A 16125-nucleotide genomic window follows, 5' to 3' on the forward strand; every position below is an offset into this window, starting at 1 on the left:
GAGGCATTTACTCGATGCCTCCACTTATTTGACAGAAATTACGTTTTCCGCTGTTGTGTAGGTTGCTTTCTCACTGACATCACCACTATCTAATGCTTGAGATTCTGGCTTTAGAAATAGGGAGAAATAGGCATCTACTGCCTCTCGTGAGAAAGTAGTTGTATTTTTTGTCTGTAGAAATAATTTGCTTTCACAGTCTGCAGTAATCTTAGTGCTTTGACCGCGATAAAGTCCTTTATGAAATTTACGATGAAGATCGTTACATACCGCAAGCAATGCGTGCATTTTCTGGGGAGACAACTCAGCATTCTCCGTCTCTTGTAAGTAATTTTTCCCATAATCAACTAGTTTTACCATACCTTCATTGCTTTCAATGGCAATTTTACCAGCTCTAATGGTTGCCAGGGTGCGGATTATTGGTTTGATAAACCAGGTGGCTGGCGTAGTTGTTAGTTCGATTAATCCTCTTAGCAAAGTAAAAAATCCGTCAGCAAAGCGCTTTGGGTTGAAAGTAAAAAAGCCAACAACCAATTTGATTAATCCCATGCCTGTATTAGCGATGCCAACTAGAGGTTGTTTAAAATCCTGTTTTATATGGGAATCAGATTTGTAGGGCTTAAAATAATCAATAAATATCTTAGCTATTTTGCGCAGTGTATAAGTGATGGGTACATAGTCAAATTGTCCCAATTTTACGAGATTATAGGGACGATGAGGATACGGCTGCCAAGCGACAGTTTCATCGCCTTCTGCTTCGTTGTTTTGCCCTAAGAGTCTAAAGTAATCGGCAAGAAGTTCTTCTTGAATATTGCCATCGGCATCATCTACCGTTGAGGCAGTTTTAAGGCTTTGCAGAAATTTTATTCCAGACCAGACACTCCTGATACGATAGGTACTGTAATCAGCGACCTCTTTGATTTTCTTGGGGACAAATTGCCTAAACCATACTTGATATGCTTCAAGTGCTTGCTGAGTTACTGCGTTATCTGCAAATTTTTGTTTGATAGCTGGTTTCATCATACTCAAAAATTCGGCGCTAGACTCTAATCCCGCGTTTAATCCCTTAAAATAAGATAAGCCTAAGCCTGCATCGCCTGCTAAAGATAAATGAGTTTCACCATGCTTATAGATCACTTGCTCAGCATGAGTGGCTGGGGCTTCATTAACACTCACACGAATCGTGCTCTTGTCTATCTGCTCGCCGCCCTTACCAATTCTTATTGCCAGATAGCGGTAGATAAAACGTTTAATGTCCTCTGGTAAGTGCGCAAGAGGCTGTTCCGGAATATCCGTGCCATCGTTAGGGATATTAGCAAAAGGAGTAATGGGGTTTTTTGAGGTTGCTGTCTTAAGTTGTGCAAAAGCTTGTTTGGAAATCATCATTTGCATGGTAATAGGCGTTTTGCCGTCAGCGAAATGGCCGACATATTCATTAGCAATAAGGCCTTGCCGTGCCATTTGTTGATAAAAAGCAATGGAGTCAATAGAATCTGCTTTTTGTTCACCATTCACTTCAAAGCGTAATTGTAAAACATAATCAAATTCATGTTTAACCTGATTGCCTTCCGGGAATAAGGTGCTACTGACAACACTGTGTGTACCATCTGCGCCAATAATCAGACGGGCGTCGGGATGCTTATCAAAAATCTGTTGCTGAATGGTTTCCTTTTTAATTTCTTCTGTAATGATTTCTACACCATTATTTTGTGCGAGGGTTTTAAAAATCTGCTCAAGCTCATTAGTACGAATGTGTGGATCTTTCTTTAGGCGTTTAAGCAGCGTAAGTAAGTCAGGATCATCCATTGTCTCCGTTGCTTCCATTAGTTTTTGCAACTGCTGATGCTGCATTATTAGGGTGTGTTTACGTTGATACTCTTCATATTTTTCAAATACAACGACATTAACATCGGGATTAAGTTTTTTAAGACCCCATGCATGAGCCAGACCTATAGGACCACCGCCAACAATGACAACATCAGCCATAAAAACCTCAATTGATAAAAAATTGATCAATAATAGCATTGTATGAGCACTCAAGCAAGTATTCTATGCGTACAGTTATCGCAACCGACGTTGAATTATGCTAGCATCGGAGACTTTTAATCAGGAGATCAATAATGAAGCGTGTTAGTGGGTTCTTAATTGCTTTGGCCTTCCTTTTTGGTGGTGCAAATGCATTTGCAGACTGGGCAAAAATTGGTGTAGTCGATTTGCAAAAAATTATGCAAACTTCTAGTCAAATGAAAGCTATTCAGCAAAAATTAGAAAAAGATTTTAAACCTCGTCGTGATAAATTAGTTGCGATGGAAGAAAGTTTGAAAAAAGACATGGAAAAATTCAAGCGCGAAAGTGCCGTAATGAGCCAAACTCAGAAAAAAGAGATGGAGAAAAAGATTATTACAGCTCAACAAACGTTTGAAAGAGAAGGTCAACAATATCAGCAAGAATTAAGTACTGCTCACAATGAAGCAATGGAAGAGCTTTACAGCAAGATTCGTAAAGCTATCAACAAAGTTGCTGAAACTGAAAAATACGATTTAATTTTGCAAAAAGACGCAACGCCTTTTAGCGTTTCTAAGTTAGATGTAACTGAAAGCGTTATGAAAGAAATTAATTAATCTTTGTGAATAGTGTGTATACACTTGCCGAATTGGCTCAACACCTGGATGGCATTTTATACGGTAATGCCGAACAATCCATCCAAGGTGTTGCTTCTTTAAGTCGTGCTTGTAAAACTGATTTATCCTGCTTTAATAATCCTTCCCTATTAGCATCATTAACCACTACCCAGGCTGGAGGAGTACTGCTCACAGAGAATTATCTTTCTGAGTGTCCTGTAAATGCTATTGTTGTGGTGAATCCACTTAGGAGTATGGCTACCATAGCAAAAATGTTTAAACCAAAGGTCAAAAATTGTTCTGGTATTCATCCGAGAGCCATTATTGCTCCTTCGGCAAAAATCGGCCAACGAGTTACTATTGGTGAAAATACTGTGATTGGTGCTGATGTTACACTGGGTGATGATGTCATTATCGGTGCAAATTGTGTGCTTGAAATGAATGTTTCTGTTGGAATGCGGACTCTTATTCATCATGGAGTCTATTTGCATGAGGGCACAAAACTAGGTATGTCTGTGCTTGTAGAGAGTGGTGTCGTAATAGGTGCATCGCCCTATAACAGTGTTAAACAACAAGGACATTGGCTAAGTGGTCCAGATATGGGCGGTGTTTTTGTTGCCGATGAAGTGCATCTAGGGGCAAATACCGTTATCGCTAGAGGAGCGCTAGGAGATACATTCATTGGTAAAGGCGTGCACATTGATAATTTGGTCATGATTGCACATGATGTTATTATTGGTGCGAATTCAGCAATTGCCGGTTGTGCAGTGATTGGTGCTTATGCAGAGCTTGGTGCTCATTGTATTGTTGGTGGGGCCAGTTGTTTGGCTTCATACGTGCAATTGGCTGATGATGTGGTGATTACAGGAATGTCAACTGTCAATAAAACGTTAACGAAGGCAGGGATCTATTCCTCGGGTACTATGGTTTGTGAGCATCGCCAATGGCGCCGCAATGCAGCTCGTTTTCGTCGGCTTGATGATTATATTACTCGCCTTATCAAATTAGAGAAAGAAGAGCCGTAGGCAGACAGTTTCGGGAAGTTATTATTAGGATTTATTGCACCATTGTTTATAAGTAAATATCACTGATTGTTCAAGGTTTTAACTGAGATTAGTTAAATAGCTGACTATTCTTCTTATCCAAGTTAAAATTCAGGCGCAATCATCGACATTTGTTTGCAAAAGCAACGAAAGCAGATCCCTAAAAGAATTAGTGAGAGACAACGCATGAGTGAAGTCATTAACATATCTAAAATACTCGACTTATTGCCACATCGTTATCCATTTATCCTCATCGATCGGGTAATGGATTATAAGGCGTTTGAGCATTTGGTTGGCATTAAGAATGTGACAATAAATGAGCCATTTTTTGTTGGACATTTCCCCGGAAATCCAATTATGCCAGGGGTACTAATGCTTGAAGCCTTAGCTCAAGCAGGTGCAATACTGTCTAACTTATCAAGAACTCCAAAGGAAGGGCATGAGTTTTTATATTTTTTTGCCGGAATTGATAATGTTAAGTTTAAACAAGTAGTAACCCCAGGCGATCAGTTACGTTTGGAGGTGAAGTTAATGGGGCAAAAAAGAGATTTTTGGCGCCTGAGTGGAGCGGCTTATGTTGGTGATAAACTGGCCTGTTCCGCGGATTTAATGAGTGCAGCGAAGGAAGTTAAAAAGTGATAGATGAACGAGCAATAATTCACCCTTCAGCAAAATTGGCAAAAGGGGTTTCTGTCGGTGCAGGTAGCCTGATTGGTGCTGATGTAGAAATTGGTGAAGGCACTTGGATTGGTCCTTATGTCGTGATTCAGGGACCTACAGTAATCGGTAAAAATAATAAGATTTTTCAATTTGCATCCGTCGGCGATGAACCACAAGATATTACTTATAAAGGCGAGCCTACACGTTTAGAGATAGGTGATAATAATATCATTCGCGAATATTGTATGATTAGCCGCGGAACGGTCAAAGGTGGTGGAGTAACTCGCGTAGGTAATGAAAATTATTTAATGGCTTATACCCACATAGGTCACGATTGCATGATAGGTAATAATACTATTATGGTTAATCATGCGGCTTTATCTGGACATGTCACTATTAATGATTATGCCATTATTGGCCCTTATGCAGCGATACACCAATTTTGCCACGTAGGGGCTTATGCATTTATTGCAAGAGCTACTTATGTGAGTAAGGATGTATTACCTTATGTGATGATTGCAGGCCACACTACGTCGGCATGTGGAATTAATACGGTTGGTTTAAGGCGCCGTGGATTTTCCTCTGCAACCATTGATCATCTACGCCGTGCTTATAAAATAATTTTCCGTAAGGGATTAACAGTGCAGCAGGCAGTTGCAGAATTAGAAATAATGCAAAATGACTGTCCTGAAGTACTGCCAATGATTGATGCCTTGAACCAATCTGCAAGGGGGATCGTACGCTAATATGTTAACTTCGCTGCTTGCCGTAGCTTGTGGTGGTACTATAGGTGCTGTAGCTCGTTTTGCGACTGTAAATATTATGCAGAAGCTTTTGGGCACCGGTTACCCTTATGGGACATTAATGGTTAACTGCGTGGGTTCGTTCTTGGCAGGTTTCATTATGATATTGATAATGGAGCGTTTGGTAGACGCCGAATACTGGCGCTTGTTCCTGGTCGTCGGATTTCTGGGAGCTTACACTACTTTTTCCAGTTTTTCCTGGGAAACATGGATGTTATATCAAAATGGGCAGCCATTGATAGCAATAGGAAATATTATCTTTAATAATATTGGTGCCTTAGTGATGGCATTCATTGGAATTCATTGTGGTCGTTTGGTAGGGAATCTTATATGACTCAAGTAAAAATTGTGCGTATTTATCTTAGTGAAGATAGTCCTGTAATGAATGAAATCTATAATTTTTTGCACCAGCAAAAAATTAAGGGGGCCACAATTTTTCGCGGCGTGAAAGGTTATAGTAGCTCTGGAGAGCGAGAAGCGAGTATATTGGATTTACATTTTGATCTACCAATGATTCTTGAGTTTTTTGACGAGGTAGCGAAAGTCGATAAGATCATGGTGGCACTTGCTGATAAAATTCAGGCAGGGAGAATTCTGAGTTGGCTTGCTGATTTAACCTAATGTCAAAATAATTAGCAACGGCGTGTTCCATAAATTACGCGAAGATAGTTTTATATAGGGCGAAATCGTACCAGTGAATAGATAGAAACAGACTTTTGTAAAAATGATCGTCTTTTGTATTCCTGCACAGGTGGGAAGCTGTCCAGCAAGATAATCAGAGTTTGATACAGAAATGAATTCCGGCTGCACAATAATGACACTTATTACATTTTACTATTTATCAAAGTGATTTCCCCAAGTTTGTAGTTATTCTGGGCAAAATAATAAACCACTCCCAAGGGAGTCTGTATAAAAATTAAGGGTGAGCTATGTTAGATTCTCAATTATTGCGTGATAACCCGCAGTACGTTGCTGAACAACTACTGAAGCGTGGTTTTCGTTTTGATGTGAAAGCTTTTACAACGCTTGAGGAGCGTAGAAAGACGTTGCAAGTGGCTACTCAAGCTCTTCAAAATGAGCGTAATCAGCGTTCAAAGACTATTGGTCAGGCAAAAGCAAGAGGCGAAGACATTGAGCCAATGAGAGAAGAAGTCAATCGCCTTGGCCAAGAACTTGATAATACTAAAGCAGAGTTAGAAAAAGTTTTGCAACAGTTGGAAGACATTGTCATTAGCTTGCCAAATTTACCTCATTCTTCTGTACCAGAAGGCAAAGATGAGCATGACAATCGTGAAGTTCGCCGCTGGGGAACAATCCCTTCCTTGAATTTTACTATCCAATCGCATGATGAGTTGGGTGAGGGGCTTGGGCAAATGGATTTTGCATTGGCCGCAAAAATTACAGGTAGCCGATTTGTAGTAATGAAAGCACAAATCGCAAGACTGCATCGTGCACTGATTCAATTTATGCTAGATATTCATACTGAAGAGCATGGCTATCAAGAGATTTACGTGCCTTACATCGTTAACGCTGAGAGCTTATTAGGAACTGGACAATTACCTAAATTTGAAGCGGATTTGTTCAAGATAAAAGGTGATGAGAATTATTACCTAACCTCCACCTCTGAAATTCCGGTGACCAACACCGTACGCGATACGATTTTAAATCACGAAACATTGCCCATTCGCTATGCCTGTCACTCGCCTTGTTTTCGTAGTGAAGCAGGTTCTTATGGGAAAGATACAAAGGGTATGATAAGGCAGCATCAATTTGAAAAGGTGGAATTGGTTTGGATTACCACCCCTGAGTCTTCTTATGAGGCTCTGGAACAATTAACCAGGCATGCTGAGGTTATTTTACAACGCTTAAACCTTCCTTATCGCGTCGTCACTTTATGTACCGGGGACATGGGCGCTGGTTCCGCTAAAACCTATGATATCGAAGTATGGCTCCCGAGCCAGAATACTTATCGTGAAATTTCTTCATGTTCCAATATGGAAGCATTCCAGGCTAGACGAATGAAAGCTCGCTATCGTCACCAGGAAACTAAAGAAATGGAACTTGTTCATACTCTAAATGGCTCAGGGCTTGCAGTAGGACGGACGTTGGTTGCCATCCTGGAAAATTATCAAGATAAAGATGGAAATATTCATATTCCTGACGCCTTGAAGCCTTATATGCGGGGCTTGGAAATCATTAAGAAATAAATATAGAGGTTGCCCCTTAAAGAGTTTTATTGGGTCAAAATGCCCCAACCTACTTGCTATTTGCTTGCTACCTATTTATCACATATAAAAAATATGTAGGGTAGGTCATTTGACCCAACGGACTCAACCTAATGCTTATTCATCCAATCATGATGAATAGCCCTATTTGAGTCAAAATGACTCCACCAGCTATGCGATAATTGGGCAAATCACGTGTCATCTTAATGCTTACTTATTCTCCAGGTGAAATAATTAAACGTTTGCGGTGTGTAAAGAAGCCGAAGGAGTTAGCTTGCCACTTTGGAAGTGCTGGATCTAGGACGATGTTAAAAATTCAAATTCAAGTTGATAAATTTTATTCATGAATGTAGCAAGTAACATTCATAGCAAACGTAATTGGTCGGAGTGACAGGAATTGAACCTGCGACCCCTGCCTCCCGAAGGCAGTGCTCTACCAGGCTGAGCTACACTCCGTTAATGGTCGCGCTTAATGGCAAACTGTGCCAGTTCCTTAAGTGCATCTTTGTAGACAGAATCAGGTAAACTATGCAAGGCGGATAAGGCTCGATCGACTTCAAGTGCGGCATAGTTTTTTGTAAATTCAATCGCTTTTGTTTCTTCAATCGCTTCGAGAATAGCTGTTAAATTTTGTAGACTTCCTTCTTTAATACTGTTCTTTATTAACTGTTGTTGAGTCGGCGTGCCGGTTTTTAGCGCGTGAATTAGAGGCAAGGTTACTTTACCATCTGCTAAATCATCGCCAATGTTCTTACCAATGGTTTTGGCATCGGAACAATAATCTAAAGCATCATCAATGAGCTGAAAAGCATTGCCTAAATGAAGACCATAACTATATAGGCCTTTTACTGTCGTTTCATCAGTTTGGCTTAGATGGGCGCCAATTGCAGCTGAAGCAGCAAATAACAGTGCTGTTTTCGCACGAATCACATCAAGGTACTCTTCAATAGAGAGTTCAAAATTGTGGCGATTCACCAATTGTTTTACCTCACCGCAACTTATTTGATGAGAGGTATCCGCTAGTAAACGTAGTATAGGTGTATTATTAACATTTACCATTAATTGTACTGATTGGGTAAAGAGATAATCTCCAACAAGGATACTGGCCTTGCTACCCCAAATTTCATTAGCAGTTTCTCGGCCTCGGCGCAGGGTTGATTCATCAACTACATCATCGTGCAACAAGGTAGCCGTATGAAAAAATTCAACCATAGCGGCAAGATCAATATGAGCATTGCCCTTATACCCACAGGCATGGCTTGCTAAAAGCACTAAAAGAGGGCGTAAGCGTTTTCCACCACTTTGCACAATATGATGGGCCAAATCATCAATCAAACCCACCTGAGATTGAATCTTATCAATAATTAAAGCATTGACTGCTTCGAAATCTGCATTAACTAACGCTCGTAAACGGGCAACCGTCATTACTTATCCTCTGATATAGAATTTATGCATGCTAAGGGGGGCTTGAAATAATGTCAAGTAAGATACACTATCTTAAAAATGCAATTATATTTTGCGACAAAGTTACATATCTTTGTCGCCTTGCAACTATAACGGCCATTCCTTAAGTCAGATAATGACCTGTAATCAAATTTAGACATTAAAGCGAAAATGCATGACATCGCCATCACATACAATATAATCTTTGCCTTCAAGACGTAATTTTCCAGCTTCTTTTGCCCCTTGTTCTCCGCGATAAGTAATAAATGCGTCGTAGGCGATAACTTCTGCGCGGATAAATCCTTTCTCAAAGTCAGTATGGATAACTCCTGCCGCTTGTGGAGCAGTTGCCCCTTTAGGAATGGTCCAGGCGCGAACCTCTTTGACACCAGCAGTAAAATAAGTTTGTAAACCCAATAGTTCATAACCGGCGCGAATTACACGATTTAAACCAGGTTCTTCTAATCCTAAATCAGCCATAAACTCTTTGCGATCTTCTTCTTCGAGATCCATCAGTTCCGCTTCAGTTGCCGCTGATAAGGCAACAATACTAGCATTCTCTTCAGCAGCGAGTTTTTTAACCTTTTCCAGTAAAGGATTGTTGTCATAACCTGTGTCATCAACGTTGGCAATATAAAGAACAGGCTTTGCTGTTAATAGGAATAGACGACGAACTATTGCTTCTTCTTCACTGGTGAGTTCCAGGGTACGTACCAGTTTTCCTTCATCAAGATGGGTTTTAATTTTTTCTAAGGTTTGCTTTTCAAAGAGAGCCTCTTTGTTACCGCTTTTGCTATTTTTTCCAGCTTTCATCAAGGCTTTTTCAACGGTTTCCATGTCAGCTAAAGCCAATTCCGTGTTGATTACTTCAATATCGCTTAAAGGATCAACTTTTCCTTCAACGTGAATGATGTCAGTATTTTCAAAGCAACGAACAACGTGAGCAATGGCATCGGTTTCGCGAATATTCGCCAAAAATTGATTTCCTAAGCCTTCCCCACTAGATGCGCCTTTAACCAAACCGGCAATGTCTACAAATTGCATCGTTGCAGGAAGAGTTTGTTGAGGTTTTACAATCTCTGCCAAAGCATCCAGCCTGGGATCTGGGACTGTTACAATACCTACGTTAGGTTCAATTGTGCAGAAAGGGTAATTGGAGGCTTCAATTCCAGCTTTGGTTAAGGCGTTGAACAGAGTTGATTTCCCGACGTTGGGCAAGCCCACAATTCCGCATTTAAATCCCATGATTTGACCTCAATAGTGTACTTTAAGTTAGAGGTTAATATCTTAATAGATTTAACCATTCAATAAATTCATTGCAGCAGCAATATTACCTGTTAGTGCAGTAGGCATAACAGCGATGCCTCTTTCTATGGCATCAAATATTAATTGTCTATCCTGTTGAGAGGGTTTCCCTAATACATAATTGAATACTAGGTCCTTATGTCCAGGATGGCCAATTCCAATTCTTAAACGATGAAAATCTGTGCTACCTAAATTGGTGATGATGTCGCGTAAACCATTATGTCCACCATGGCCGCCGCCTGTTTTAATTTTGATACGCCCAGAAGGTAAATCAAGTTCATCATGAACAACCAAAATTTCATTGGGTTCAATACGATAAAATTGAGCGACTTCTCTTGTTGGTAAACCACTATGATTCATGAAAGTTAGGGGCAATAAGGTTCTGCACTGGAAACCTTTAATATCAAAATTTGCTAATTCACCATGTAGTTTTTTTTCGACTTTAAACGAAGCGCTGTGGCGCTTAGTTAGGGCTTCTACAAACCACCCACCGGCATTATGTCTCGTATGCTCATAGGCAGAGCCTGGGTTTCGTAGCCCAATAATCAGTTTAATTGCCATGCCGATGTTCTATTTATATAAGAGTTAGATTTAGATAATACTTCAAGTCAGGCGAGGAAAACCTCGCCTTTAAGGATTTTATTCTTGCTCAGAGCCTTCTTCATCAGCAGAAGCAGCTGGAGCTTGTGTTGGAGCAACTTCTTCTTCAACAGCAGCAACTTTAGGCGCATGAATACTTACCACTGGCAAATTGTGGCTAGTATCAACTTCACCTATAGCCAGTTGAACGCCTTTCGGCAATTTCAAATCAGATAAGTGAACAACATCATCTAAACCTACATTAGCCATGTCCACTTCGATGAACTCAGGTAAATTTTTAACCTGGCAACGTACTTCAACTTGAGTCATGGTGTGAGTAATGATACCTCCTGCCTTGACACCTTTAGATGTTTGTTCATTGGTAAAATGGATTGGAATGTTTTTTACCAAAGTATCTTTTGCAGAAACACGCTGTAGATCCATGTGTAAAATAACAGGTTTGTAAGGATGGCGTTGTAAGTCTTTAAGAATGACATGCTCAACTTTACCATCAACATTTAAATCAAAAACGCTGGAATAAATTGCCTCGTTTTCCAATGCCTTGACTACTTTGTTATGCAATAAGTGAATGGCCTTCGGCGCCTTTTCACCACCATACAATACTGCGGGTACTTTATTTTCAAGACGACGTAGGCGGCGGCTCGCACCTTTCCCCATATCTTTTCTTGATTCAGCTTCTAAAATGATTGTTGACATCTATAGTCTCCGTAATTTAAACAAACCCTTGTTTAGCCCGCGACCAGGATAAACACCTAAAAAGCAGGAAAGGGCGGCATAGTATATAATATACTTGGCGTGGGAACAAACAGCGTTTTATCAAAATAGTTCAGATCTAGGATTTAATCGCTTACAGCAGCAAGTATAATTAAAAATCAACTTGAAGTCGTTGCAGTTATCCCATAGAATATGGCACTTTGTTGAATTTGTGAAAGCCATTAGGCGCGTTGGAGAATAGCTATGTACGCTGTGATTAAGACGGGCGGTAAACAGTACCGCGTAAAAGAAGGTGATATTCTTAAACTGGAGCTGCTGCCCGCTGATGTTGGTAATGAAGTAAGTTTTTCTGAAGTTCTTATGATTGCAGATGGTGAAAAATTTACTTGTGGCGCGCCGCTGGTTAAGAATGCTGTTGTTAAAGCTGAAGTTCTCAGCCATGCTCGACATAAGAAAGTAAAAATTATTAAATTCCGTCGTCGTAAACACCATATGAAACAAATGGGTCATCGACAATATTATACGCAAGTAAAAATTACTGCGATTAGCAAGTAAGAGGGGAGAAAGAAATGGCTCATAAGAAAGCAGGTGGTAGTACTCGTAACGGCCGCGACTCGAATCCCAAGTACCTTGGTGTGAAGCGTTATGGTGGCCAGGTAGTAAATGCTGGTGAAATTATTGTACGTCAACGTGGAACTCGTTTTCATGCTGGTAATGGCGTAGGTTGTGGTCGTGATCACACGCTCTATGCGTTAGTTGCTGGTGTGGTACAGTTTTCTGTAAAAGGTGCAAAGAATCGTAAATACGTTACGATTGATGCCGTTAAAGAATAAGCATCAGTAAGCGAATATTTTCTAGCCCCGGATTCGGGGCTTTTTTTTAGGTGATTAGTCATGAAATTCGTCGATGAAGCGATGATTAAAGTAGAGGCTGGCAATGGCGGCCACGGCTGTTTAAGTTTCAGACGCGAGAAATTTGTTCCTCGAGGTGGACCTGATGGTGGTGATGGCGGGGATGGCGGTAGTGTCTTTCTTGAGGCAAGTGCTGATCTAAATACACTAATTGATTTCCGATACCAGCGTCATTATAAAGCTGAGAACGGTCAACCAGGTATGGGGGGAAATTGCACAGGCAAGAAAGGTGACGATTTAGTTATTCTTGTACCTGTGGGGACAATGGTTTTTGACGTTGATAGCGGTGAGCTTCTCGGTGATATTAATGAAGCAGGAGAACGTCTACTGGTTGCTCAGGGTGGTTTCCATGGTCTCGGGAATACCCGGTATAAAAGTAGTGTTAATCGTGCGCCAAGACAAACTTCACCCGGCACCCCTGGTGAAGCACGTCATTTACGGTTAGAACTTCGTGTATTAGCGGATGTGGGATTACTTGGTTTACCTAATGCTGGCAAATCGACATTAATTCGAGCAGTTTCCAGTGCCAAACCAAAAGTAGCTGATTATCCTTTTACAACCCTACATCCAAACTTAGGGGTAGTGGGCGTGTCATCTCATAAAAGTTTTGTGATGGCTGATATTCCTGGTTTGATTGAAGGCGCTGCTGAAGGAGCAGGTCTTGGCCATCGGTTTCTAAAACATTTATCTCGTACCTGTGTTTTACTGCATGTACTTGATATTGCACCCATTGATGAGAGTAATCCTGTCGATTCTGCAAAAGCGATTCTCAAAGAGTTAGAGGAATACGATCCGGAATTACTGAATAAGCCTCGTTGGTTAGTATTGAACAAAATAGATCTTGTTTCCGACGATAAAGAGCGGGCCAAAATTGTCAAAGCCATCATTGATGGCTTGCAGTGGCAAGGGAGAGTTTTTGAGATCTCTGCCGTCAGTGGTCAAGGAACACAGCAATTGTGTTATTCATTGATGCAATTGATTGATGAGATGAAAGAGGCGGAAGCTTAGCCATTCTGCTGCAAAATGAATCACCAAGGCGCTCCGATGGGCAATTTCATGTTTCTCAGTGCCTTGGTGATGGCCATTACTGTATTCGATGCTAACCAGTGTTTTTCCAGTAATTTGCTCCTGATTCCAATATTCCTTAAGGCCACGAAGATGGAACCGAAGAATGGCATCGTCATTACAATTGTTAAACTGTAAAAGATGGTAATTATCAGGTTGCTGAATAAGCGTTTGTAAAAGCCCACCAGTAACGTTATCAATAATCGAAATGGGTTTTTTTAATTGTAAGATGCGGTCATGCAAGCGCTCAGAAGCTTTTTGCTCTGTTGTCGCAATGAGGTAAGGGGCCACAACGGTGTCTACTCGCTGTTTAATCTGCGATGCGATGTTTTCTTTGCAGCGAACTTTAAATTCCACATAAGGCGTTTCCAGACGATAACCTGTTTGGCAGTCAAGATCAGCTAAAGCTTTATCAAGTTCTTCAGCAATAATACTTTCTGCCACGCCAAATAAGCGCCATTTAAAAATAGATTTATCACTATGTTGTCGCTGTTGTAACAATGGTAGAACATAGTCGTTGAACATGGGTAAGCATTCTCGTGGTGGCCCTGGCAAAAGAATAAATAATTTACTCTGCCATTGATAGGAGCACCCCATAGCAGTGCCATTAGGATTAGGGAGAATAGTTGCTCCTGAAGGAAATAGTGCTTGCTGTCTATTACCCGTATTTAATTCTTTAGAATATAGTTGTAAGCGATTTTGGATATGTTGAATTGCCTCTGGAAACTCAATTAATTGTGTTTTAAGAAAGCGTTGCAGGGCGAAACGTGTACGATCATCGGAAGTGGGACCAAGTCCCCCAATCGAAATAATAACATCATGATTTTTTGCTAAAAATTCAAAACAATCGTGAATTTCATTTTCTTTGTCACTGGAGGCCATTTGCAATCCAAGCGGCAAGCCTTCAGAGCTTAGAGCATGAGCAAGATAATGACTGTTAGTGTTTAGCGTATCCCCGTGGATTATTTCATCTCCAGTAGCAAGCAAAGCAATTGTCATTTTTTATTTTCCAATTTTATATAACTTATTCGAATAATTCGGGGTGGATTATCTAAGAACCGAAGTCCCCATAAGCTGATAGTTGGATCATCATCCATGAGAAAACGGCCATCTGCAAGAGTTAAAGGGGGGGATTTTACTAAAATAACATAACCATCAGTGAACCAATTGAATATTGCAACCCCATCTAATAGAACAGGTGATTTTTTCACATATTGCGGAAGTTGCGCTAATTGCATCATAGGATAGGTAGCAATCAGTGAGGTATTATTTTCTCTAAATAAAGGAACGGCAACGTTGAAGGCTACAAAACGATAATTATCGCGAGCCACCGCACGCCAATTAATTGAGCTGGCCATTTTGGGAAACACGCGTAGTTTCTCCAATCTTAAGTGATTTTGCTTTGCAAATGACTGTACGGCAAGAAAGGCGCGGTGGTGTTGATAAGTATTAAATAACAACACTAATCCGGCTAGAGTTAAGCCAATGACAACGCCTTTTCTATGGTCACTAACGATTGTCCAAATAAGGCCAAAAATTAAAGGAATAGTAAAAAAAGGATCAATGATTGCAATTAAATCCCAACTAATGCGTGTATTACTAAAGGGCCAATACAACAGGGTGCCATAGCTAGTGCAAGCATCAAGCAAGCCATGAGTGCCGTAACCAATAAATGCAGCCAAAAATGTCAATTTTATGGTTTTGCGAAAGCGCTTAAATAGGAGCAGCACCAAGGTGACTAAAAAGGCACCTAGAGGAATAAACAACAAGGAATGTGTAAAATGGCGATGATAAATAAAAAACAGCAATGGATTTTTAGGCGAGTTAATAAAGATATCAAGATCAGCGGCCATGCCTGCCAGACCGCCGACAATCCAGGCATTGTCTCTGTCTTTTTTATGAAGACAAGCTTGGGCACAAGCAGCTCCCAACGCTCCTTGTGTAATAGGATCCATTATGTGCGATGAACACTGACTTGTGGTGAGGGTGTTTCTATCCCTTCCTGATCAAATTGTTGTTTGATTCTCTCTTGTAGTAGGTTACGTGCTATAGAGAGGTCGGCTGTATTTACCCAGACCATAAATTTAAGCTCTACCGCCGCATTGGCAAAATTATCAATGGTTACATGAGGTGCTGGCTCTTTCAGAACCTTATCGCAGCTATCTGCAATGCCTAACAGCATTGTTTTTACGCGGGAAAAATCAATGTCATAAGCAACAGCAATAATTAAATCGATTCTACGAGTTGAAAAATAGCTTAAATTAGTAATTTCTGATTTAATCATGGCTTCATTAGGAATACGCACTAATTTATTATCGGGTGTTTTTAATTTGGTAGATAACAAATCAATAGAGTCCACCACTCCATTGATTCCTTTAACTTCCACCGTATCTCCAACTTTAAAGGGTTGTTCAAACAGTAAAAAAATACCGCTTATCAGATTTGAAGCTGCAGTTTGGGAGGCAAAACTAAGAGCAACAGTAAATACACCTGCAGCGCCTAATAATACACTTAATTTAAATCCTAAATGCTGTAAGCTAGTCACAAAAAAGATAGTAAATATTAAATAGAAAACGAATCGCTTTGCCAGCATAGTATGATGACGAGAAAACCGTTTTTTTAGCGTTTTCTCAGCAATAATACTGATACGTTTGGCACATAAAAAACCAATAAAAAACAAGCTTATGGCATAACCAATATTTAATAATTTATTAGGATCAAGCAGGTGCATTGATTTA

The 16125-nt window shown here is 40.3% G+C and carries 18 protein-coding genes and 1 tRNA gene; 10 read left to right on the forward strand and 9 right to left on the reverse strand.

Annotation, left to right across the window (positions count from 1 at the left end; translation table 11 throughout):
- Positions 1-24 precede the first annotated feature (24 nt).
- The gene (locus PXX05_RS01315) at positions 25-1983 is read right to left on the reverse strand and encodes an FAD-dependent oxidoreductase (protein WP_275089250.1); all 1959 of its coding nucleotides are present in this window, start codon (positions 1981-1983) and stop codon (positions 25-27) included.
- Between the two features lie 134 nt (positions 1984-2117).
- On the opposite strand from PXX05_RS01315, the gene PXX05_RS01320 reads away from it, so the two are divergent.
- The 7 genes from PXX05_RS01320 to serS all read left to right on the forward strand — a co-directional run bounded on the left by PXX05_RS01320 (position 2118) and on the right by serS (position 7331).
- Positions 2118-2618 (forward strand): OmpH/Skp family outer membrane protein, encoded by a 501-nt coding sequence (locus PXX05_RS01320; RefSeq protein WP_275089251.1) that lies wholly within the window; start codon positions 2118-2120, stop codon positions 2616-2618.
- 14 nt (positions 2619-2632) lie between these two features.
- Entirely contained in the window at positions 2633-3643 is a 1011-nt protein-coding gene (gene lpxD, locus PXX05_RS01325) for a UDP-3-O-(3-hydroxymyristoyl)glucosamine N-acyltransferase (protein WP_275090441.1), read from the forward strand.
- A 204-nt stretch (positions 3644-3847) separates the two neighbouring features.
- The gene (fabZ, locus tag PXX05_RS01330) at positions 3848-4300 is read left to right on the forward strand and encodes a 3-hydroxyacyl-ACP dehydratase FabZ (protein ID WP_275089252.1); all 453 of its coding nucleotides are present in this window, start codon (positions 3848-3850) and stop codon (positions 4298-4300) included.
- Positions 4297-5067, forward strand: a complete 771-nt coding sequence (gene lpxA / locus PXX05_RS01335) for an acyl-ACP--UDP-N-acetylglucosamine O-acyltransferase (RefSeq protein ID WP_275089253.1) — start codon at positions 4297-4299, stop codon at positions 5065-5067. Before fabZ ends, lpxA begins: the two co-directional genes overlap by 4 nt.
- A gap of 1 nt (position 5068) precedes the next feature.
- A complete protein-coding gene (gene crcB, locus PXX05_RS01340) occupies positions 5069-5458 on the forward strand; it encodes a fluoride efflux transporter CrcB (RefSeq protein ID WP_275089254.1) in 390 nt (129 codons plus the stop codon).
- Positions 5455-5745: a DUF190 domain-containing protein gene (locus PXX05_RS01345; RefSeq protein WP_275089255.1), complete on the forward strand. Its 291-nt coding sequence runs from the start codon at positions 5455-5457 to the stop codon at positions 5743-5745. Before crcB ends, PXX05_RS01345 begins: the two co-directional genes overlap by 4 nt.
- Before the next feature lie 308 nt (positions 5746-6053).
- On the forward strand, positions 6054-7331 hold the full coding sequence (serS, locus tag PXX05_RS01350) for a serine--tRNA ligase (RefSeq protein WP_275089256.1): 1278 nt from the start codon (positions 6054-6056) through the stop codon (positions 7329-7331).
- A gap of 397 nt (positions 7332-7728) precedes the next feature.
- Here serS and PXX05_RS01355 read toward each other — a convergent pair.
- The 5 genes from PXX05_RS01355 to PXX05_RS01375 form a co-directional block, all read right to left on the reverse strand.
- Positions 7729-7805, reverse strand: a tRNA-Pro gene (locus PXX05_RS01355).
- Positions 7806-8774: a polyprenyl synthetase family protein gene (locus PXX05_RS01360; protein WP_275089257.1), complete on the reverse strand. Its 969-nt coding sequence runs from the start codon at positions 8772-8774 to the stop codon at positions 7806-7808. It abuts the tRNA gene before it with no gap.
- Between the two features lie 171 nt (positions 8775-8945).
- A complete protein-coding gene (ychF, locus tag PXX05_RS01365) occupies positions 8946-10037 on the reverse strand; it encodes a redox-regulated ATPase YchF (RefSeq protein ID WP_275089258.1) in 1092 nt (363 codons plus the stop codon).
- A gap of 51 nt (positions 10038-10088) precedes the next feature.
- On the reverse strand, positions 10089-10658 hold the full coding sequence (gene pth, locus PXX05_RS01370) for an aminoacyl-tRNA hydrolase (protein WP_275089259.1): 570 nt from the start codon (positions 10656-10658) through the stop codon (positions 10089-10091).
- Positions 10659-10736: 78 nt separating this feature from the next.
- Positions 10737-11393: a 50S ribosomal protein L25/general stress protein Ctc gene (locus PXX05_RS01375; protein ID WP_275089260.1), complete on the reverse strand. Its 657-nt coding sequence runs from the start codon at positions 11391-11393 to the stop codon at positions 10737-10739.
- 261 nt (positions 11394-11654) lie between these two features.
- Between PXX05_RS01375 and rplU the strand changes: the two genes are divergently transcribed.
- The 3 genes from rplU to cgtA are packed head-to-tail and all read left to right on the forward strand — an operon-like array spanning position 11655 to position 13330.
- On the forward strand, positions 11655-11966 hold the full coding sequence (gene rplU / locus PXX05_RS01380) for a 50S ribosomal protein L21 (protein ID WP_275089261.1): 312 nt from the start codon (positions 11655-11657) through the stop codon (positions 11964-11966).
- Between the two features lie 14 nt (positions 11967-11980).
- The gene (gene rpmA / locus PXX05_RS01385) at positions 11981-12244 is read left to right on the forward strand and encodes a 50S ribosomal protein L27 (RefSeq protein ID WP_275089262.1); all 264 of its coding nucleotides are present in this window, start codon (positions 11981-11983) and stop codon (positions 12242-12244) included.
- Positions 12245-12304: 60 nt separating this feature from the next.
- Positions 12305-13330, forward strand: a complete 1026-nt coding sequence (gene cgtA, locus PXX05_RS01390; RefSeq protein ID WP_275089263.1) for an Obg family GTPase CgtA — start codon at positions 12305-12307, stop codon at positions 13328-13330.
- On the opposite strand, the gene PXX05_RS01395 is transcribed toward cgtA, so the two are convergent.
- Genes PXX05_RS01395 through PXX05_RS01405 form a run of 3 tightly spaced genes read right to left on the reverse strand, consistent with a single transcriptional unit; the run spans position 13286 to position 16118 of the window.
- Positions 13286-14386, reverse strand: coding sequence for a competence/damage-inducible protein A (locus PXX05_RS01395; protein ID WP_275089264.1), 1101 nt, complete (start codon positions 14384-14386; stop codon positions 13286-13288). The two genes, cgtA and PXX05_RS01395, sit on opposite strands and share 45 nt — an antisense overlap.
- A complete protein-coding gene (locus PXX05_RS01400) occupies positions 14383-15342 on the reverse strand; it encodes a metal-dependent hydrolase (RefSeq protein WP_275089265.1) in 960 nt (319 codons plus the stop codon). Before PXX05_RS01400 ends, PXX05_RS01395 begins: the two co-directional genes overlap by 4 nt.
- A complete protein-coding gene (locus PXX05_RS01405) occupies positions 15342-16118 on the reverse strand; it encodes a mechanosensitive ion channel family protein (RefSeq protein WP_275089266.1) in 777 nt (258 codons plus the stop codon). The genes PXX05_RS01400 and PXX05_RS01405 overlap by 1 nt, the downstream gene beginning before the upstream one ends.
- Positions 16119-16125 lie beyond the last annotated feature (7 nt).

The organism is Legionella cardiaca (assembly GCF_029026145.1).
GTDB classification, from domain to species: Bacteria; Pseudomonadota; Gammaproteobacteria; order Legionellales; family Legionellaceae; genus Tatlockia; species Tatlockia cardiaca.